The sequence below is a fragment of the Neorhodopirellula pilleata genome (assembly GCF_007859915.1).
Classification (GTDB): Bacteria; Planctomycetota; Planctomycetia; order Pirellulales; family Pirellulaceae; genus Rhodopirellula; species Rhodopirellula pilleata.
Genome location: NZ_SJPM01000008.1, coordinates 130,974 through 150,098 on the forward strand (window position 1 = coordinate 130,974; position 19,125 = coordinate 150,098).

Annotated in this window: 19 protein-coding genes; 6 read left to right on the forward strand and 13 right to left on the reverse strand. The window is 55.2% G+C overall.

The window, feature by feature from the left end; all coding sequences use genetic code 11:
• Positions 1–14: 14 nt before the first annotated feature.
• The gene (locus Pla100_RS18440; protein ID WP_231603195.1) at positions 15–1,460 is read right to left on the reverse strand and encodes a 3-keto-disaccharide hydrolase; all 1,446 of its coding nucleotides are present in this window, start codon (positions 1,458–1,460) and stop codon (positions 15–17) included.
• A 276-nt stretch (positions 1,461–1,736) separates the two neighbouring features.
• On the opposite strand from Pla100_RS18440, the gene Pla100_RS18445 reads away from it, so the two are divergent.
• The 3 genes from Pla100_RS18445 (at position 1,737) to Pla100_RS18455 (ending at position 4,391) form a co-directional block, all read left to right on the forward strand.
• Entirely contained in the window at positions 1,737–2,075 is a 339-nt protein-coding gene (locus Pla100_RS18445) for a hypothetical protein (RefSeq protein ID WP_231603196.1), read from the forward strand.
• 67 nt (positions 2,076–2,142) lie between these two features.
• Positions 2,143–2,457, forward strand: a complete 315-nt coding sequence (locus Pla100_RS18450) for a DUF2853 family protein (protein WP_231603197.1) — start codon at positions 2,143–2,145, stop codon at positions 2,455–2,457.
• A 377-nt stretch (positions 2,458–2,834) separates the two neighbouring features.
• Positions 2,835–4,391 (forward strand): sensor histidine kinase, encoded by a 1,557-nt coding sequence (locus tag Pla100_RS18455; RefSeq protein ID WP_231603198.1) that lies wholly within the window; start codon positions 2,835–2,837, stop codon positions 4,389–4,391.
• A gap of 403 nt (positions 4,392–4,794) precedes the next feature.
• Here the strand turns inward: Pla100_RS18455 and Pla100_RS18460 are convergent, their stop codons facing one another.
• From Pla100_RS18460 to Pla100_RS18505, 10 genes are all read right to left on the reverse strand, one after another.
• A complete protein-coding gene (locus Pla100_RS18460) occupies positions 4,795–5,742 on the reverse strand; it encodes a dihydrodipicolinate synthase family protein (RefSeq protein ID WP_146579168.1) in 948 nt (315 codons plus the stop codon).
• A 6-nt stretch (positions 5,743–5,748) separates the two neighbouring features.
• On the reverse strand, positions 5,749–7,053 hold the full coding sequence (locus Pla100_RS18465; protein ID WP_146579169.1) for an NAD(P)/FAD-dependent oxidoreductase: 1,305 nt from the start codon (positions 7,051–7,053) through the stop codon (positions 5,749–5,751).
• A gap of 11 nt (positions 7,054–7,064) precedes the next feature.
• Positions 7,065–8,054 carry a proline racemase family protein gene (locus Pla100_RS18470; protein WP_146579170.1) on the reverse strand — a complete coding sequence of 330 codons (990 nt, stop codon included), beginning with the start codon at positions 8,052–8,054 and terminating at the stop codon, positions 7,065–7,067.
• Positions 8,051–10,201, reverse strand: a complete 2,151-nt coding sequence (locus tag Pla100_RS18475; RefSeq protein ID WP_231603199.1) for a prolyl oligopeptidase family serine peptidase — start codon at positions 10,199–10,201, stop codon at positions 8,051–8,053. The genes Pla100_RS18470 and Pla100_RS18475 overlap by 4 nt, the downstream gene beginning before the upstream one ends.
• Before the next feature lie 153 nt (positions 10,202–10,354).
• Positions 10,355–11,200, reverse strand: coding sequence for a hypothetical protein (locus Pla100_RS18480; protein ID WP_231603200.1), 846 nt, complete (start codon positions 11,198–11,200; stop codon positions 10,355–10,357).
• Positions 11,197–11,865 carry a MotA/TolQ/ExbB proton channel family protein gene (locus Pla100_RS18485; RefSeq protein ID WP_146579173.1) on the reverse strand — a complete coding sequence of 223 codons (669 nt, stop codon included), beginning with the start codon at positions 11,863–11,865 and terminating at the stop codon, positions 11,197–11,199. Before Pla100_RS18485 ends, Pla100_RS18480 begins: the two co-directional genes overlap by 4 nt.
• A gap of 178 nt (positions 11,866–12,043) precedes the next feature.
• Positions 12,044–13,039: a WD40 repeat domain-containing protein gene (locus Pla100_RS18490; protein ID WP_146579174.1), complete on the reverse strand. Its 996-nt coding sequence runs from the start codon at positions 13,037–13,039 to the stop codon at positions 12,044–12,046.
• Positions 13,040–13,151: 112 nt separating this feature from the next.
• Positions 13,152–14,144 (reverse strand): extracellular solute-binding protein, encoded by a 993-nt coding sequence (locus Pla100_RS18495; protein ID WP_315853486.1) that lies wholly within the window; start codon positions 14,142–14,144, stop codon positions 13,152–13,154.
• 79 nt (positions 14,145–14,223) lie between these two features.
• Positions 14,224–14,706, reverse strand: a complete 483-nt coding sequence (gene tadA, locus Pla100_RS18500; protein WP_146579176.1) for a tRNA adenosine(34) deaminase TadA — start codon at positions 14,704–14,706, stop codon at positions 14,224–14,226.
• On the reverse strand, positions 14,703–15,467 hold the full coding sequence (locus Pla100_RS18505) for a family 16 glycoside hydrolase (protein WP_146579177.1): 765 nt from the start codon (positions 15,465–15,467) through the stop codon (positions 14,703–14,705). Before Pla100_RS18505 ends, tadA begins: the two co-directional genes overlap by 4 nt.
• 112 nt (positions 15,468–15,579) lie before the next feature.
• Here Pla100_RS18505 and Pla100_RS18510 point away from each other — a divergent pair, with 112 nt between their 5' ends.
• From Pla100_RS18510 to Pla100_RS30930, 3 genes are all read left to right on the forward strand, one after another.
• Positions 15,580–16,023: a VanZ family protein gene (locus tag Pla100_RS18510; protein WP_146579178.1), complete on the forward strand. Its 444-nt coding sequence runs from the start codon at positions 15,580–15,582 to the stop codon at positions 16,021–16,023.
• Between the two features lie 252 nt (positions 16,024–16,275).
• Entirely contained in the window at positions 16,276–17,478 is a 1,203-nt protein-coding gene (locus Pla100_RS18515; RefSeq protein WP_146579179.1) for a DUF1559 domain-containing protein, read from the forward strand.
• Between the two features lie 62 nt (positions 17,479–17,540).
• Positions 17,541–17,708 (forward strand): hypothetical protein, encoded by a 168-nt coding sequence (locus Pla100_RS30930; RefSeq protein WP_197168061.1) that lies wholly within the window; start codon positions 17,541–17,543, stop codon positions 17,706–17,708.
• A gap of 136 nt (positions 17,709–17,844) precedes the next feature.
• On the opposite strand, the gene Pla100_RS18520 is transcribed toward Pla100_RS30930, so the two are convergent.
• Positions 17,845–18,654, reverse strand: a complete 810-nt coding sequence (locus Pla100_RS18520; RefSeq protein ID WP_146579180.1) for a TatD family hydrolase — start codon at positions 18,652–18,654, stop codon at positions 17,845–17,847.
• Position 18,655: 1 nt separating this feature from the next.
• A complete protein-coding gene (locus tag Pla100_RS18525) occupies positions 18,656–18,940 on the reverse strand; it encodes a hypothetical protein (RefSeq protein ID WP_146579181.1) in 285 nt (94 codons plus the stop codon).
• Positions 18,941–19,125: the final 185 nt, after the last annotated feature.

Consider the following 19,125-nt stretch of genomic DNA (forward strand, 5'->3'; position numbering starts at 1 on the left):
CGGACACAAAATTGTTATTGGACCGGTGCCAAAATTTCCAAACTCTTGAAGTCGACCGCGAGGTCTTGATTGCCATGCAGTTGCAGAGCGATGACTCCCGAATCCGCCAGGTCCTCGACGACGGCGTCGGTGACAAGACATCCGTTCAAATGCGTAACGATTCGTTTGCCGTGGAATGAAACGACCATCGTTTGCCAAGGAGAATCATCGATCGATTGATTCGATGATTCCGTGGTTCCTTCGGGTTGTTTTTTCGGTTTGGCTTTCATGTCGTCCAACGGGATACCGGCGCGTGCTTGCGTCCAACGAGATCGCACGACATCTCGCCGATCCGGTGGGAATTGTTTCTCGAGGTAATGCAGTGGCTCGGCGACCCAACCTTTGCCACCTGTTTGGTACAAACCCCCGACCTGTTCGCTACCGTCGATCTCGCACTGGACTCCCTTGACAAACGGCTTCGCTTCAGTGATCTCACTGCGGACAAAGAACCCACTGTTGCCTTCGGCGAAACGATATACGATTCGGAAAGTCGCGTCGGTGTATTGCTTGGTCGAATACAGCATCCCGTTGGGTTCGTTCGCTTCGCTGCTGGCGCGACCCTGCAAGATTCCGTCGACGACCGTCCATACCCCGCCGCCGACGGATTTAAATCCGGGGATTGTTTCGCCTTCGGGAACAGATCGGCCGAGGATTTCGGAGTTGAAAATCGGCTTCCATTCATGTCGACCGAGCTCTTTGACTGTCAAATTGCGGAATCGATAGGTTTGATCTTTTTCCCCGTGGTGTTGCAAGGCAATGTGACCAGACAAATCGACGGGGTCAAAATAGTCGGTCGTCGGCACGTCGTTGACGAAGAACTGCAGATGATTACCGACGCAGCGGATTCGGTAGCGATTCCAGCGATTGCGATCAAACGCCGCTTGAGCTTCGGGTTGGTTCCAAAGCGGGTTGAGCCATTGACGGCGGCCTTCGTCGTACAACCCACCGGACCAACGTCGGTCCGTCGGGTCGGCCTCGGCTTGATAACCAAAAACGCGATTCGGTTCGACTTGGCCACGGGCCATGAATCCGCTGTTTGACTTGCCTTCGGGTAATTTCAGTTCGCCTTCGAATTCGTAGTCGTGATAAACCTTATCAGTGACAAGGAAAAACTTCTTATCGGCGGTCAGTTTAATTTCGCCATCAATGATCTCGATCTTGCCCCATTCATAGGGGTTCTTCCAGCCGTCAAGCGTTTTACCGTCAAACAAAGAGCGGACCGTCGATTCAGGCTGCGGGGCTTCGGCCGGTCGATCCGTTTGAGCCTTCACTTCCGACGGAGCAGCCGAATCGCTCGGTGGCGAAGCGGTTTGAGTGTCGGCGAACAGGGTCGCAATGGGCGATAGAGCGATCGTCCCCATTAAAGCGAGTAGACCTGCGGTCATCGGCCTGCGAATTTGGCAAAACAGAAAATTCATCATCACGGATCGGTAGGAGAGCTGGGCTCGGTGGGAGAGCGGGGCAAAGAGAATCCATTCACGGAATCTCGGTCGGACAAACGCCGCCGAGTTAGTATACTCCGACGATGTTCCATTTCAGAGAACCCCCAGGCCGACATGCCCGACTATTCTCGATTACTAATTCGCGTTTTACGAACCACGTTGGCCACGGTCGATCGATCGCGGCAGGAGGGAGATGAATCATCCCGTTCGTCGCGGCGGAAACCGTCGAGTCCGGAACGGCCAGCGACATCGGACATGAGACGCCCGATCGCCGGGATTTTGGCTGCAATGATGCTCTCGCTCGCAGCGGTCGCTTCGGTTACGCCGTGGTTGACGGATTGGACGGGATCAGAATCGACCCGCGACTTCCTCATTTCGGCGATGACGCGGATCGGCCTCGTGATCGGCGCGATCTGGTTGGCATGGGACTCGATGCGCCGTCCCGCCCGCTGGATTCCCCCGGGGCTCGCTGTCGCGGGCGTGGTCGGCATCATCGTCATCGCCGCACAGCCCAAGTTAATTTTCGCGATCGTTCCGCTACTAGGCGGATTAGCGGTCTTGACGTCGATTGTCCGAGTCATCCGACGCCGTTAACCTAGGGATACGGAGCCGCTGCGTTTCCATCTCAATCCCTTCCGAACGATTCGCCAAAGGAATTTCGATGTCGCCTTATCTTGAAAACGTCAAGAAGTATGTGGATTCACCCAACATCGAAGCCGTCGCCGCCCTCGAAGGACACTTGGGTTTGGCACTGGAAAGCCACGACTCCGCATTGGTTGCCGCCAACGACCCCGAAGAAATCGCCAGCATCAAAAGCGGATACTGTTCCAAGACGTTGGACCTCAGTGACGAGCAAGCCGACCGCGCCATCGCGGCCGTTTGCGAAAAAATGAAAGGCGATCACGCCAAGTGCCGGGTGACTTTCTATTATCTCTTGGCGCAAGAAAGCAATTCCATGGACCGACTCGTGGGTTAGTGCTTGCGGCGAGTTGATTTAATCGTAACCCGAAGCGTGAGCGAGGGATAATTGATATTGACTCATCCCTCGCTTACGCGTCGGGTTACGATAAACCAATGCCACAGGCAAAATCGCAACTTCAAATCTCACGCTTCGGGTTACGATGCAAATTAAATCAACAGCCCGCTTGCGTCCGGAGCTGGATCGGTTGCTGTTCGAGCCTTGTGCCAGCCTAGCGCCAACGCGCGTCCATCGACCGAAATTTCGTTTCAATCGCTACGGTTCACCAAGACCAACGAGCATGTTGATCGGTGGCGGGATTTCGTTTGAGTGACCGGCGGGGAATCAGTCGACCCTAATCAGGTTGTCTCCGGTTCGCTTCAGGTCGCCAGCTCATGTTCTCTCCCGACGATATCAACTCCGCATCCAACCACAGCATACCGCAACCGACCGCGACGAAATTGATTCGTCCCTACCGTGTGCGTCAGGCGGATGCGGCCGCAGCGTCGACGCAGACGTCGTCGACGAACTCAACCCGAATGGTTCGCCGCGTCGATCGAAACACGGTTCGAACCGTCCGAAACCTTTCAATGACAGCTGCGGACGGTCGGGTCGAAACGGCGATCCGATTGATTAGCGAAACCGCACACGACATGCGATCACCGTTGGCCAGCGTTACCGCTGCGATCGAGATGCTCGGCGAAGGCGTCTTCGGCGACCTCACGAACGAGCAAACCGAATGCTTGCACGCGGCACTACGCCAGTGTGGTTATCTCAACACGCTGGTCGGTGAAATGATGCACGCCGACGGATTGATCAACGGCATGACATCGCTCCGCCGCGTCGCTGTCGATCGTCGCCAGATTCAAACCATGGTGAAGGATGCGACCGCAGCAATTCTCGCAACCAAACGGATCGAACTTCTGTTCGACGGTGTCCATGAAAAGACTCCTCCTGTTTACGCCGACCCCGCCGTGTTGTGTCGTTTGCTTGTCAATTTGGTCGTTAACTCGGAACGAGCCAGTAGCGAAGACCGCCACATCCTGATCCGTGTTAAAGACGACATTGATGCGGGCGTTGCCCGATGGTCCGTCGTCGATTACGGACGTGGAATGTCGCCAGACCAATTGGCGGGATTACGAGCAGGTTTGCACACCGAGGGGACTCAGGGAACCGGACTGGGGCTGATGATTTGCCGACAGCTCGCCACCTTGCAGTTTTCCGATTTAACGGTTCGTTCGCGACAAGGAAGCGGCACAGATGTCACGTTCACAACGCCGCTGGCGAACATCAATGCCATCGCGACCGCCTACGCGAAGTTCCGCGCCAGGGTCTTGGCGATGAACGAACCCGTTGTTGATCACAATCAGTCCGATCAAGACACAACGCTGACTCGCGTGTCGAACTGGTCCGAAACGTCGCTCGGTTTCACCGGCAACGGCCCACAACGAATCTCGCGAGTGGCGATCGGGACGCTTTCGATTTCCCCAGAGGCATCGCTGGAAGAAACGGAGCGGTTTGATCAATGTTTGCAACGTCGCTTGGGACGATTCGAATTAACTTATCAAACGTCCCGTCGCGGATGGATTTGGGTATTCGACGCGGACCATCGAGGTATCGAAGACCGAATCAGTCAGATTTCCAGAGCCTTCGAATCGGAATTGCCACGATTGAATTACGTCTGGGGTGAACCGTCGATCGCTCCGGTGCATCAACGTGGTTTACAGCGACTGTTGATCGACCGGATGACGAAACAATCGCTTTCCGCAGCGGTCAATGCTAACGGAGGTGCGGTCGACCAAGATTCCGTTCGTTTGGGAACGCAACCGATCACAACCACCCAAGTCGCATCGAGTCGTTTGGACGAAGAACTGCGACGACTTTCGGCCCGATTGCGAGGGCAATCAAAACAATTTCGTCATCAAGCGGCTAGCCTGCGACCACCCGCCTAGGAACGACTCGAAAACAACTTCGGTATTTCAATCGAGCAAGAGATTCATAACCCGAAGCGTCAGCGAGGGATACGCCGTTTAACCTTATCCCTCGCTGACCGGCGTGTTGATTTAGTTCTCATCGAAACCCGAAGCGTGAGTTTTGAAGTTGCGCTTTTTTCGTAACCCGCTGCGTAAGCGAGGGATAATTGATATTGACTCATCCCTCGCTTACGCTTCGGGTTACGATAAACCAATGCCACAGGCAAAAGCGCAACTTCAAAAAGCGTGAGCGTGGGATACTTAAAAGAGAATTAATGGCGATCAATCCCTCGCTGACGCATCGGGTTACGATTAAACCAACACGCTGTGACGCGTCGGGTTACGAAATCAGGAGGTTATCTCTGAACAGTTCCTTTGTGCGTCAATGATTGGTTTCTTTCCAACTCGCATACCACGATTGGAACAATAACAACTGATCCATTGCATAGCGTTTTTGGGCATCGCTGAGCCGATCGTCGGCGTCGATCGGACGAGCTAGTTCCGGGTTGCCGGTCAATGAAGCGATCAGACGGTAATAAAGCGTCAGGTCTGGACCCTCGTCGAAGGTCGATAAAACCTTCAATGCTTCGTCGAGCTGTTGCGCTGCGACACGAGCGGACGGATCACCCGCCGCCGCACGTTTGCTCAGCGAGAGCAAATGCAAGACTTCCTTGGGCAAACAGTTGCCGATTCCGGTGATCGCTCCGACGGCACCACAGTGCACGACACCGTAGTACACCTGCGTGTCCACCCCAACAAGCAACATTCCGCCGTCGGGCGACGAAGTGATGTGCTCGGCCGCGTATCTCAACGATTCACTGCCACCGAACTCTTTGAAACCGACCAAGTTGGCGTGTCGGGCACGAAGATCAAAGTATAAATCAGCTTTCGTCTGATAACCGTAATACGGGCTGTTGTAGATCACCGCCGGCAAATCACCGCCAGCATCCAAGACTTTCGAGAAGTGAATCGCTTGGGCGGCCGATGAGATTCCACGTGAGAGTAACCTGGGGATCACCATCAACCCGGCCGCCCCGACACTCGCGGCATGGCTTGCGTGTTCGCATGCCGACGCTGTGTTGACCGCTCCGGTTCCGACGACAACGGGGATCCCCGCTTCGACCAGAGCCGCGACGCCGCGTCGACGCTGATCGTCGGACAGCAACGGCCAGTCGCCCATCGATCCGCAATAAACGACCCCGCTCATTCCGGCTTGCATTAGCGATGACGCCTTCGCGACCAGCGCCGTTTCATCGACTTCCCCGCTCAAGGTCCATGGGGTCATGATCGCGGGAATGCAACCGTGGAAAATGTCCGTGCTTAAAGTCATGAAGGCTTAGCTTTCGCGAGAGAAACGTTTCAGAGAAAAGGGAGCGGCGTCGATCGAAGTCGTCTCGCCACAGATTAATTCGGCGATCAATTTACCCGTTCCCGTGCCGGTCGATAACCCGATCATTCCGTTGCCCGAAGCCACATAAGTGTTGTCAACACGCGGCGAACGACCGATGCAAGGTAAGTCGTCATGAACCATTGGTCGCCACCCGGTCCAAGTCGATATTGGCGTGTTCGGCAATCGATAGCGAAGATAGGTTTGAGCGTCGTCGCGGATCATCTTGATTCGGTCGGCGTCCAATCGTCGATCATATCCCGCCAATTGCATGGTCGATCCGACGCGAAATTGATCCCCGAGCGGTGTTACGGCGACGTGACTGTCTTCGAAAATGATGGGAGTTCTCGGAGGTGGAGACTGTTCAGGTCCGTGTTCTGTTTGGGAAGCGTCGATCTGATACGTCATCGAATATCCTTTGCCCGGAACGATCGGGATTTGACAACCGAGCGGTTTGGCGAAAAACGGTGATTCCGCTCCGGTGGCCAAGACGAAAACATCCGATCGGATCCGACCCTGGCTCGTTTCGATCGCACGCAATCGACCACGTTCGACATCCAAGCACCGGACCTCGGTTGATTCGCGAATCGTCACACCCGACTGGACTAGTTTTTCTTTGAGACCGCTCATTAACTGAGATGGGTTCAAGTGCGAATCGCCCGAAAAATGCCACCCTCCGGCCAAGCCTTCGATCAAGCCGGGTTCAAATTCGGCGAGCTGGCTCGAATCGTACCGATCCGGACGGATCCCGTATTCGGACTGCAAATGATCGGCGACTTGTTCGAACGCATCAAACGAGCGTTGACCGCGATGAACGGTCATCAAACCGGCGTCTTGCCATTGGCACTCGATCGGCGAATGTCGCAAAAAGTCGCGGTAGGCATCCATCGACAGTTTCAGCAAATCATGACGCGCTGCGGCGGCGTGAGTTTGATGCGACGACGTGCAGTTCCAAAAAAAGCGATACAGCCAACGCCACAACACCGGGTCCAAACGCAACGGAATCGAGAGGGCTCCTTTGCGACTCAATAGCTGCGGCAACGAATGCAACACCGCGCCGGGTTGGCATAGCGGCATCACGTGACTCGGACACACATAACCACAATTACCAGTCGATGCTCCCGAGCCGATCGAATCGCGTTCGACGATCGTCACCGTGCAACCACGCTGATTCAAATAATGAGCGGCCCAGCATCCGATCACACCGCCGCCGATAACCGTTACGTCAGGCCGATAAGAATTGGATTCGTTCATCGACTGTCTTCCTAGTGCTGGATGCCGAATCGAAACGGGTCATCGTTATCGAAGACGCATTTCGTTTCTCCGTTGACGAAAGCGCGGCCGGTGACGGTTACCTTAGTTTGGCCATCGAGGATGCGGTATGTTGCGGAAAATCGACTGCCGATAACGGACTCTTGAATCCATGCGTCGCCGGGTGCCAAGTCTCCGTCGTCGACCAAGCAAGCGACTTTGGCAGACGTGCCGGTGCCACACGGCGAGCGGTCATAGTGTCCGCCGGGACACAACACAAACGTCTTGCCGCCGCTCGGTTCGTCTTTCAACGGTTGGCACAACTCGATATGGTCGATCTCCGCGCCGTCGGCGCCGGTGATTCCATCTCGTTGTAACGCCGATTTGATGGCGAGACTGTATCGCATCAGCATCGCCAATTCGTCCTGACGGACCGCTTCCACTTTGACGAGGAAGAACCAATTACCGCCGTATGCGATGTCGCCCACGATTTCGCGTGAAATGGATTCACCACTCGCCGAGTCACTCGCGGGTAAATCAATGCGGATGGGGACGTTCTTGCGATCCCGGTAGCTCGGAACGTTCTCGAACGAGACCCGATGATCATCGTGCAGCGTCGCGACAATCAAGCCCGCCGGAGTCGCAAAACGGTGCTCTCCGGGCAACAGATCGCCGCGGTACCGCATCGCCTCGACCACCCCAATCAGTCCGTGACCGCACATGCCGAGGTAGCCCGTGTTGTTGAAAAACACGATCGACGCTTTCACGTTGTGACCGTTCGTATCGTCCGACTCGATCATCGTCACCCAGGCTCCGACCATCGATTCACTGCCGCGCGGCTCCAACAAAACCGAACGTCGAATCCAATCGGCATCGTCGCGCAAGCGGCGTCGCATTTCATCGGCGTCGTTGCCCGCAACCTCGGGCAAAATCGTCCCGTCGTTGAATACAACACGGGTCGGTTCGCCACCGGTGTGGGTGTCAATCAAGGAGATCGGTTTCATGGGCGGAGTTTTTCAACGAAGAAAGATCTGGTTTTCTGGCGACCGTACGACCCACCGTCGCTATGACCGAGTCCGGGAATCATTAGGAAATCAAAGTTTTTGTCGGCTTCGATGAGCGCATCTACTAAACGCAAAGTCGATTCAGGAGGCACATTGGAATCAAGTTCCCCGACCAATAGCAATAGGTCACCCTGCAAACGATGCGCGTTGTCGATATTGCTCGACGCGGCGTAATGATCGCCAACCGGATACCCCATCCATTGCTCGTTCCAGGACGCTTTGTCCATCCGGTTATCGTGGCAACCACACGACGCCATTGCCGCCTTGTAGAAATCGCCGTGGAACAACAACGCACCGCAGGCATTTTGGCCACCGGCGGAGGTTCCGTAAATTCCCACCCGGTCCAGGTCCATTGCCGGATGTTCTTTCGCCGCCGCCTTCATCCAAGCGATCCGGTCGGGAAATCCGGCGTCCTTGAGGTTATGCCAACAAACATCGTGGAACGCTTTGGATCGATTTGCCGTGCCCATGCCGTCGATTTGCACAACGATGAACCCGAGCGAGGTCAATTCCGCGTGCCACTCCGTTGACCGATATCCTTTTGGAACATGTGAATCGTGCGGCCCCGCGTAAATCGCTTCGATGACCGGATAACGTTGGTCTGATGTCGGGTCGTATTGATCGGGAAAACAAATGTGTCCCCAGATGTCCGTTTCGCCGTCGCGTCCGGCAGCGCTGAAAACCGTCGGCAGTCGATGTTTCGTATCGTCGTCACCAAGTCGCGCGGCGGTTGCCAACGTAGCGATCCACTTTCCGTCCGACGTGCGCACCAGGGCATGAACCGGAGGAGCGTCGACCCGACTATGCGTCGTCACGACGTATTGCCGGTCCGGCGAAAACTGTCCTTCGTGATCGCCGTTGGCATGAGTCAATACGGTCAAGTCATTGCCATCGAATCCGACCCGAATCAAATGACGATGATACGGATCCTGATCGTCATGAAACTCTCCGACGACCAAATCCAGCGATCGGTTTGCTTCGTCGACGTGCAAGATTTCACGGACCAAGTAATCACCATTGGTAATCGCGCGGGCGGGCTGTTCGCCACTCAGGTCGATCCACTCCAGATGACGCCAGCCACTTGATTCGGTCGCGTGGATGACCGCGTCGAACTCGTTGAGATAGGTTACTTTTCGCATCGTGGGGCCGTGACTGGTCCAGATGAACGTGCTGGAGGTTTCGTCGATCGGCGTGTGGATCGAATTGTCGAGCGGGTTGATTACGAACAGTCGAAACCGCTGGTGACCGCGATCCACTTTTTCGACGATCAACTCATGACCACGGCGCCATCTTGTCTGCGGTCTGCCGAAATCGATTACCGGCATCTCGGTCGATAGAACTTCGCCGGTTTCCCCATCGCACGCGATCAATTCGTATTGATCCAGACGGTCGCCCGGTAGCGGATAAACTTGCGAATGCAACCGAGCACGACCGCCTTGATCAGGAGACGATTCGATCCGATGAACTTCCTTGTTATCACCGGGGGTGAATTTCCAAGCGACGAACACCTTGTTGTCAGGCGAGTACTCGGGATATCGCAGTTCGACACCTTGATCGAGCATCGACTTGATTGCGGCGATGTCGCGCCAACGCTCATCGGTCGGTGTCGGACGCCGCCGCGGTGGCTTCTTATTGGAACGACGATCGAACTTCTCATCGATGTTTACCTGGGAAGATATGCCTACGCCGATGATCGTCCCATAAAACGCGTCCTGATCTCCGATGATGCGCCATGCATGACCCACATAAGTATGTTGACGGTGCGTTTGTCCCGGATCGATGGCACCGTAGGAATGTTGGCCGCCATTGGCATCGATCCAAAACAGTCGAACGGTTTCATCGGTCTGGTTGGTTAACACGATTTCGGTTTCGGTGTCCGATGCCCGTGACGAGCGGACATCGTATCGGTCGCTCAATAAAACGCTGCTTTGCGTCGATTGATCGGCCCCTTTGGGATCACGTACCGTCAAGGATCCCGCCACCACGTCGACATCGACAATTTCAGTTTGAATCTCATCTGTCGACCGATCGATGACTTGTCGCGTGAACCAAAAATGATTCGCATCATCCCAATGCGGGTCGATCATTTGATTGATCGTGACAGAGCGTTTCGGCGTTTCCGCAAGAGCAGAGCCCATGGCAGCCATGAGAGGGAATAGAAATGATAAAAGGTGAATGGGGTTACGTGGGGCTAGAAACATGATGAAAGTCAAAGGTTGAAATGTCTTGCCAGATAATGCTCAATCGGCTTGCTCGGCTGAGTTTATCGGATTCGGCGTGGGACCCAAGACGGTGTATTCGAAACGGCTCTCAGGTGTGTCCGCTCGCAGGCGCTCGAGCGTGGACGGGATCGCGTCGATCAACGGTTGGTAAACTCCAGCGACGCTTTGTGGATCGAACGAGACCAGCAAAACGACCAATCCTTTTGGCTGAGGAAATTGTTTGTAGGCCGCGAACAATCGATCAGCGACTTCGGTGGTGCGGTCGGTTTGGGTCTTGGATTCTAGTCGAAAGGATGCTTCTTGCTGGCCGGCCTGGATTCGGATTCGTCGAGTCTCGTCGGCGTGGACTGTCCAGATTTCAGCCCGTTTGAGCAGTTCGGCATGGCCGATCAGGAACCGAATCACCGCATCGGGCGAGCTATCGGCCAGTGCGGCGGCGCTTCGAATCGCTTGCTCGACGGGGTATTCGTCGGTTGCATCATCAAGCGGGGTGGTACGGGTGATCGCCGACTCGTCGATCTCGAAGTACTCGGTAATCATGTCCATCGCGACCTGCATTTCCGAGGCTTGAACGCGGGCTTGTTCGATCGCGTCGTCGCGTGAAGCCCGAGCCTGATCGCGTTGTCGTTCCAGCTCCGCTTGACGCTGCCTGACGGCCTGTTGAATTCCCGCTAACTCGGATCGCTCCCGGGCAATTTGCAACGTTAGTTTTTCCCGCTCGCTCTGTAATTCGAGGGTCTGTTGCTGAGCCGTTTCACGTACGTCGAGGAACTGCGCGAACACGATGATCAGCAATAAATCCATCAGCGGCGTTAATTGAAATCGGACTCGCCGCGACGCCCACGTTTCGGACAATCGCATCATGTCGACGACTCGCCGGTTGAATCGGCCGAAGATGCCTTCGACGACGACTGTTCCGCCGTTGTTAAATCCCGTTTGACCTTCGCCGCCATTTCACGAACGTCCGATCGATTCTCCGACAATCTCGCAAAACCGGGTTCGGTAAAACTGCCAATGAACATCAATCCGATCGCCGCTACCAATCCGGCAAACGTGCTCCAGATCGCATCGCCGAACCGCGTCACGATCACACTGACGGAGGCCTGATCATCGGCGGCCAACGCGGCCCCGATCGCGAGGATCGTTCCGAGCACGCCGGCGAGCGGATAGGCTTCGATCATCGTGCGGGTGACGTTCCATGCGGTCTCGAATCGCAACGATTGCAAGTACTCGCGACGTTCATCGAGAATCCTCAAACGCTGAGCCAATTGCAATCGATCGGGCGAGCCGTTTGGTTGGGACATTACATCTGCAATGTCGGCCAAGAACGCTTTGATCTGATCCGAAAGATGGGCGTCAAAATCCATCCGACTGCGGTGCGGCAAACCGTCGGTGAATCGTTCCAACGTTTGAGCGATTCGTTGGCGATCACCGCGAGCCCACTTGGCGAGGAACGCGAACACGACCAGATGGACGATCGCAGCCAACGTGATCGCAGCCGCCGAGTAGGAGGAGATTAGTTCCAGCATTAAATCATCATTCGGCGCAGGGCCAATTGGTGCAGGGTAATTGAATGACGACTGTCATTGTGGCCCAGAACGCGGGCCCGTGTCACCTCCCCTCAACGTCTCTGATCGAACATGTCGGCTATTTAACCCGACCCGGTATTTGGCAGGTCAGTTCTTCCCGCCATGCAAAACGATTGGACTATTCAGGTGGGGCGTTCCAGCGGCGGATTTGAGGAATCGGTTGCGACGCGATCGCAATCCATTTTCCATCATGCGACCAATCGGCACCGAATACAATCCTGTCTGACGGAGCTGATGAGAGAGGAATCGGGGCTCCGGCCTGATCAACATCCAGCAGAAACAGCTGCCGCCCGATTGATCCAGGCTGATCAATCTGAATCAAAATCCGATTCCCGTCTGGCGACCAGCAATGGTCAACATGCGAGTACCGCAATCCACTCAAAAGAACTTTAGGGGGCTGCGGTTTTGAGAGCGATGTCACCAATAATTGGCGTTTATTTGATGAACGATCCATCGCGTTGAAAGCGATGCGTTGACCATCGGGCGACCAATCCAAGTTCCAGAAAACTTGAGTCAGCTCATTAGTAACGGTGTCCGAAAATAAGGAGGTTTGTCGTCCCGTGGACACATCCAATCGGATTAATTTGCGATAGTTGCTAAAAAACAATTCGCTTGGGTTGGGACTCCAGATAAGTCCCCAGCCATGTCGTTCGAGGATACGACGCTCCGAGCCATCCGAATTCATGATTCCGATTCCTTCGTTGCGTGCCGAGAACGCAATCTGTTTGCCGTCGGAAGAGAAGTCGGGAACCGTGCCGGCACCAAGATCTGTCACCAGGCCGCCTTCAACCTTGACCTTCTTGATGCGGGATAGATCGACGTCGCCTGGAAATTGCTCGAAGGCGATGAACAGATCGTCGGGGGACCACGCCGGCGAGGCAATGCGCTCGGTCGAGTCATCGAGAACGACAAGATCTCGCAGTTCCGACCCATCCACTCGAAAAATCGAGAGTGTCATCGGCATGGTCGCCTTTTCTGGCGGACGATAATTCAGTTCGTCGGCACCCAAACGCATCCGTTTCCAAACAATCTCTGTTTGACCGCGTCCTTTGACGATCGAGGTAAAACGTAAGCCGCCAACATCATCGTGATCGTGGTCGCGCACCTTGCCCAAAACTTCGACAGTCGCGGCCGGATCGGACGATCGCGAGAAGTTCCAAACATGACGCGATTCCTGGGTCGGAGGGTGAGATCAAACGTGTGCTTCAGAACATGATAACACGTGTTCATTTCTGCGAGTAAATCGCCGCGACGTCGTTCGCCCATTCGTCCCAGTCCTCGGCGGCGGCTTCGAAATCTGCTCGCATCCATCGCACCGGTTCGGCGGGCAAGACGGCGGGCGGAAACTTGCTCTCCTTGCTAATCGGCATTTGGTGACTGCGGCCCATCGCGAGGCGATCTTCCGTTTGAGGCGTCATCAAGTAATCAGCCAATCGCCCTGCGGCAACCGGATGCGGCGCGTTCTTCAAAATCGCCAGTGTGTTGGGGATCCGCAACGTGCCGGGTTGATCCGGTTGTTGGTCAGGAAAGACGATCTCGACCGGGTAACCCATGTCTTTTTCGATCATCGCGTCGTCGGTGTCGGTCAATCCCCACGCCACCCGGCCGGACGAGACGGCTTGGGCGACTTGTTTGTTTCCCGACAAGATCACCGCATTGTCGGCGATCGCTTGAAGCTCCGCCAAGGCAGCCTCCCGACCGAGTTGTTCACGCATAACAGCCCAGTGTGTGGCGGTCGTTCCGAACAGGGGCCTTGCCATCGCGCAGTTTTCTTTCCACTTCGGATCGGATAGTTCACCGACGCTACTGGGCATCGAGTCATCGCTCGCGAGTAACTTGGTGTTGATCAATAACACCCGCGCCCGAGCGGCAAAGCCGCACCATGTCGAATCGCTCGCAATCAACTCGCTCGGCCAATCTGCCGGCACAGGCCAATCATGCGGCTCCAATAAACCGAGTTTCTGCAAGCGCACGGTGTGCATGATCTCGTTGTTCCAAAACAAATCACAGCGTGGCGAATTCTCTTCGGCGATCAATTGATTGACCAAACCAACCGTCTTGGTCGACTCGACATCGAACTTACTGACGACGTTGATGTCGTAGTCCACCTTTCGCTCGAACGCTTCGAGGATCGGGAAGGCGAAATCCTCGTCCAACGCCGAGTAGACCACCACGTCTTTTTCCGTACGCGGTACGCAACCGGTCATGCAAAATAACATGACCGTTAGCAGAATCTTTATCGCCTTCGGAGGTAGCGCCGCCGAGTACCAACGTCGATCCATCGAATAATATCTCACTTTACTTTTTTCCCATCGCACGTTTGGACGCAAAGAACTCGGTCAGCATACGTCCGCAACGATCCGCCATCACACCTGAGGTCACTTCACATTGATGATTCAACCGCGGGTCGTTGAGCACTTGATACAAGCTCGTCACCGCGCCGGCTTTCGCATCACTGGCACCGAATACGACACGCGGCACACGGGCTTGCAAGATCGCGCCGGCGCACATCAAACAGGGTTCCAAGGTCACGTAAAGCGTGGCCTCTTCGAGTCGCCAATCTTCGATCGCGGCAGCGGCCTGTGTGATCGCGATCATTTCCGCGTGGGCGGTCGGATCGTGCAGGCATTCGCGTTGGTTCGCCGCGCCGCCGATCATCATCCCATGACGGACGATCACGGCTCCTACCGGAACCTCGTCGGCCATCGCGGCGGATTGTGCCAGCTCAATCGCCCGGCCCATCCAGTGCAGGTCATAGTCAATCAGAGGATCAGTCATCACGGCTTCAGCTTGCGAATTTGAACCGATTTGATTTCGCTGGTGCATTGAAAATTCGCAAGCCCCAACGGCAGACACGGGTCCATCTCGATGCGAATGTCGAAACTGTTGCGATCACGTTCGACGTTGGCCCATTCTTCGTCGTCGATCCAGCAAACGATTGCTTTTTCGTCGACACGGATTCGAACTTGATACCACTGGCCATTCTTAAAGTCTTTGTACTGGGTCGTTTCGTTGTTCGCCGCATCGTCCCCGTTGATGCTACTGATTCCTAGGATCCCGCCGCCCCAACCGCCCAAAACGAACGAGCAGTGTTCTTGGCCGACGGGGAAAGTCACCGCGACAAAGAAATCGAATCCGTCGACGCGGCGAGCCTGCATTCGCAATTCATAGTTCTCTCGCGGCAGTGGCCCGGTCCAACGAATCCCGGTCAAGGGATCGCCGGCGGCGAATACGATCAATTGGTCGTCGTGCTTGGCGTCGTCCGCCTTTTTTATTTTCTTGAACTCGATCGCCCCATCGCCTCCGAACGACGCGGCTTCCCAATCTTGGATCAACGGCCGAAACTCGCCGTCCGAAATTTCGGATTTACCCGCGTCGGGGGCGGTGGCCGTAGGTTTGTCGGAGGTGATCGAAGGAGCTTCGGGCGAAGTCGCCGGCTCGTCGGCTTGGGTGATTGGGCTGTTTGCAACGGTCAGGAGAAACAGTAAAACGATAGGAAGATTGGCGATCGCAGCGTGTTTTGCGGTGGGTCGTCGAGTCATGGAAACGGTCGGCTCTTGTCAAAAAGGGATGGGCGGATGATTTTCCGTCGGCAATGGGCGGCCGGGCACACGATATAGGAACGGAAGACCTTCCTTTTCATGAGCATGACTGATGCAGCCGGTTTCGGGAATTCGCCTGTTCGGAATCCGTTTGGGGATTCTACTCTTAGCCGCCTACTGGTGTGTCATTTTCACCGGTACGCATCTGCCACCGATGCCGACGGCAATGCCGAAATACAACGACAAGCTGGCTCACTTTAGCGCGTTCTTCGGTCTCGCGATGCTTCTGTGCTATTGTACAAATTCCAAGAAGCTCGCGCGGCGTTTTGCGACCATCGCGATCATTTGTGTCGTCTATGGGGCGATCGATGAGTGGACGCAGTCGTTCGTGAGAGGCCGCCAAACCGATCTGAAGGACTTGTTCGCCGATACGATTGGCACGGTCGCTGCCATCGCCGTCTATGCGATCGGACGAATGGTCTGGGCCCGACGAAAACGCGGTCTGATGTCGTTGACCAAGCCTTCCAACAGTGGTCGCCATTCCTGCATCCACTAGTCCTGCCTGGGAAGTTGGGGCGTGTTCACGATGGTCGGCACGGTTCGAAGTCATCCGTTCGAGTCGGCATCTCCATTGAACGGCTTCGCCGGTGAGTCTTTCTGGTCATTCGGTTCATTCGCCCGATCGACGCGCCGGTAAAAATTCCACCACTTCCCAAGCACGGGGGGGCTGTCTATCATCAAGGCCGATTGTGTTCAGTTTGCATGATTTTTTTACTTACTGTCGATTTCTTTTCAATTGGAAAGTCCCATGACCAGAAAGAGCCTAGGATTCACGTTGGTTGAACTTTTGGTGGTGATAGCCATTATCGGCGTTCTTGTTGGCTTGCTATTGCCAGCCGTTCAAGCAGCGAGAGAAGCAGCTAGGAGGATGAGTTGTAGTAACAATTTCAAACAAATCGGATTGGGGTTGCACAACTATCATTCCGCCTACCAACAGCTTCCGACCCAGGGACAAGGCACAGACAACATTTCTAATGCAGCATTCGATGGCTTTGGAATGAACGGCAATACTCGTCATGATCTGAGCATGTTAGTCGGTTTGACGCCTTTTATCGAGCAGCAAGCATTGTGGGAACAAATCTCCAATCCCGCCGATCTCAATGGCGACGGAATGGTTGATGTTCAGTCAATGGGCCCAAGTCCGCATCGAACCTTAACGCATCATCAAAGTAACGGCCGCTATGAGCCCTGGCTCACAAACATCGCGAGCTTTCGTTGCCCGAGCGATCCCGGGGTCGGGTTGCCCTCGCAGGGACGCACGAACTATGGGGCTTGCAGTGGCGACGCCATTGACCAAAACGCCGATGGTCCGATCGATGATGATGGTAACCCTCAAAATGCACAGCGTGTTCGAGCGGCGCAGCGCGGCGTGTTCGTTCACCGTCAAACCATGCGGTTTCGGGACATACTTGATGGTTTGGCAAACACCATTTGTGCAGGTGAAATGATTACCGATTTAGGTGATCGCGATATTCGTTCTCATGCTGCCAATAGTGGTGCGACCGCCGTAGTTAGCGTTGGCAATAATCGCACATGCCAACCGATGCGAGATACCGCGCGTCCCCAGTTCTGGGGCACCTCCGCTACGCTGACCGGTGGCGCTGAGGAACGACGAGGATACAAGTGGGCATTTTCGCGTCCGCTTTATTCGCAAATCACTACGGTTTTGCCTCCCAACAATGAAGTCTGCGTCGGTACCTCAAATCATGAGGGCCAGGCGATTGTGCCGCCAAGTAGTCGCCACCAAGGTGGCTGTCATGTTTTAATCGCCGACGGTGCGGTTAAGTTCATCACGGACTCAATTGATACTGGCGATCTCAATCGTGGCCAAGTTGGAAATCAAGCTAGTCACAATGATCCTCTTTCCGTACCCGGCGCTAAAAGCCCCTACGGGCTTTGGGGGGCATTGGGGACACGCGCATCTCGCGAAACGATCGATCAAGAATTTTAGTCGATTGCTTCTCGGCAACGAGCCAGTTTTATTTTCCAACCCTTTGACGCCAAGGCAGATTGATGAGTCGATTGATAATGATTGTTGGAATCGCTCTCTTGTTGGCCCCTGCGATGGGGTGCGGCGGAGGCAATTCGGTGCCTGACCAGGATGAGTTGAGCGATTTTTTGGGCGAGCACGGCGACCAGACCACACCCGAGGAAGAGCTAGCCGAAACCGACGGTTTCTAAGCGAGAAGGTCCTGGTCTTTCGGGCAGTCGCACTCGATGTCTCAGCGGTTACCCCGACGTCAACATTGATGATCGTGATCATCCCGTATTTGTCATCGTGGAAACGATGGCAAATGGAGGATGGCGAGGCTAGCGATTACCTTGACGGCGCTCGAAACTTGCCGCTTTTGGAGAAGAACTCAACCGGGTTGTCGTAAACGACTCTTTGTATCATCGATTCTTGGTGACCGCGTCGTCGCATCTGAAAAATCAGGTCTGGGACGGCCGTCGGTTTGCTAACGCCCCAATCGCCAGCCGAGTTGGCGAGCAACCGCTCACCGCCAAAACGCTCGATCATGTCGGCGGCCCGGTCAGGGGTACACTTGGTCACGGGGTACAAGGTCATCCCCGCCCAGAAGCCTCGATCGAGCACTTCACCGATCGTATGCTCTTCGACATGGTCGACCAAAACACGATCGGGATTGATCCGCGAATCATCGCACAGCATGTCCAAGATCATCCGCGTGCCTTGGTATTTGTCCTCCAAGTGCGGCGTGTGGATTAGGATCGGTTGGTCGTGCTTGATCGCCAGTTCAAGATGTTCCAAGAACACGGTAGCTTCGTTCTTGGTGTTCTTGTTCAGGCCGATTTCTCCGATACCCAAGACACCGGGACGATCCAAAAACTCGGGAATCATCGCGATCACTTCGCGGGACAGGGAAACGTTTTCGGCTTCTTTGGCGTTGATGCACAACCAACAGTAATGCTCAATGCCGAACTGTGCGGCGCGTTTCGGTTCGACGGCGGTAAGTTGCTCGAAATAATCGCGAAACCCATCGACGCTACCCCGGTCGAATCCGGCCCAGAAGGCGGGTTCGCTGATCGCGACACAACCCATCCGGGCGAGCGTGGCGTAGTCATCGGTCGTGCGGCTGACCATGTGGATGTGCGGGTCGATGAAGTCCATCTTAATTGCCTCCTTTTTCAAGCCCGAACTGCGAGCGCCAATCCGATGCGTAAGGGCGCGAAAACAATTGCTGAATTCGCTCGGCCCGATCGGGTTCATTTTGCAACAAAATCTCGATCGCTCCGATCAGTTTTTGGCGTGCTTGGACCGAATCCGCCGGCAGCGAACCGCGTGAAGTGCTCGCTGCCCGATCGATCCGGTCCAAAACCGCAGCGACTTCGAGCAGTTTGGCACGGGTTTCCAGATACGACTCTTGCAGAACGGCTTCGGCGGGACGCGAATTCATGAGCGATGGGGTGAGGTTGTCGGGCGGGTCGGGGTGTTGATTAAATTAGCCGTACCGCGTTAGCGGCGTGTTGATTTAATCGTAACCCGAAGCATGAGCGAGGGATTCAGCGCCATTAAGGCCTCTGTATGTATCCCTCGCTCACGCTTCGGGTTTCGATGAGGACTAAATCAACACGCCGTTAG

Bases quoted from the DNA above. Each gene is read 5' to 3' on its own strand.
- Pla100_RS18455 (WP_231603198.1), top strand. From the start codon at position 2,835: ATGTTCTCTCCCGACGATATCAACTCCGCATCCAACCACAGCATACCG.
- Pla100_RS18485 (WP_146579173.1), bottom strand. From the start codon at position 11,865: ATGCTGGAACTAATCTCCTCCTACTCGGCGGCTGCGATCACGTTGGCT.
- Pla100_RS18525 (WP_146579181.1), bottom strand. From the start codon at position 18,940: ATGAATTCGCGTCCCGCCGAAGCCGTTCTGCAAGAGTCGTATCTGGAA.
- Pla100_RS18480 (WP_231603200.1), bottom strand. From the start codon at position 11,200: ATGATGCGATTGTCCGAAACGTGGGCGTCGCGGCGAGTCCGATTTCAA.
- Pla100_RS18475 (WP_231603199.1), bottom strand. From the start codon at position 10,201: ATGATCGACCCGCATTGGGATGATGCGAATCATTTTTGGTTCACGCGA.
- Pla100_RS18470 (WP_146579170.1), bottom strand. From the start codon at position 8,054: ATGAAACCGATCTCCTTGATTGACACCCACACCGGTGGCGAACCGACC.
- Pla100_RS18505 (WP_146579177.1), bottom strand. From the start codon at position 15,467: ATGACTCGACGACCCACCGCAAAACACGCTGCGATCGCCAATCTTCCT.
- Pla100_RS18460 (WP_146579168.1), bottom strand. From the start codon at position 5,742: ATGACTTTAAGCACGGACATTTTCCACGGTTGCATTCCCGCGATCATG.
- Pla100_RS18445 (WP_231603196.1), top strand. From the start codon at position 1,737: ATGAGACGCCCGATCGCCGGGATTTTGGCTGCAATGATGCTCTCGCTC.
- Pla100_RS18495 (WP_315853486.1), bottom strand. From the start codon at position 14,144: ATGTTATTTTGCATGACCGGTTGCGTACCGCGTACGGAAAAAGACGTG.
- Pla100_RS30930 (WP_197168061.1), top strand. From the start codon at position 17,541: ATGAGTCGATTGATAATGATTGTTGGAATCGCTCTCTTGTTGGCCCCT.
- Pla100_RS18515 (WP_146579179.1), top strand. From the start codon at position 16,276: ATGACCAGAAAGAGCCTAGGATTCACGTTGGTTGAACTTTTGGTGGTG.
- Pla100_RS18520 (WP_146579180.1), bottom strand. From the start codon at position 18,654: ATGGACTTCATCGACCCGCACATCCACATGGTCAGCCGCACGACCGAT.
- Pla100_RS18510 (WP_146579178.1), top strand. From the start codon at position 15,580: ATGCAGCCGGTTTCGGGAATTCGCCTGTTCGGAATCCGTTTGGGGATT.
- Pla100_RS18440 (WP_231603195.1), bottom strand. From the start codon at position 1,460: ATGATGAATTTTCTGTTTTGCCAAATTCGCAGGCCGATGACCGCAGGT.
- Pla100_RS18465 (WP_146579169.1), bottom strand. From the start codon at position 7,053: ATGAACGAATCCAATTCTTATCGGCCTGACGTAACGGTTATCGGCGGC.
- Pla100_RS18450 (WP_231603197.1), top strand. From the start codon at position 2,143: ATGTCGCCTTATCTTGAAAACGTCAAGAAGTATGTGGATTCACCCAAC.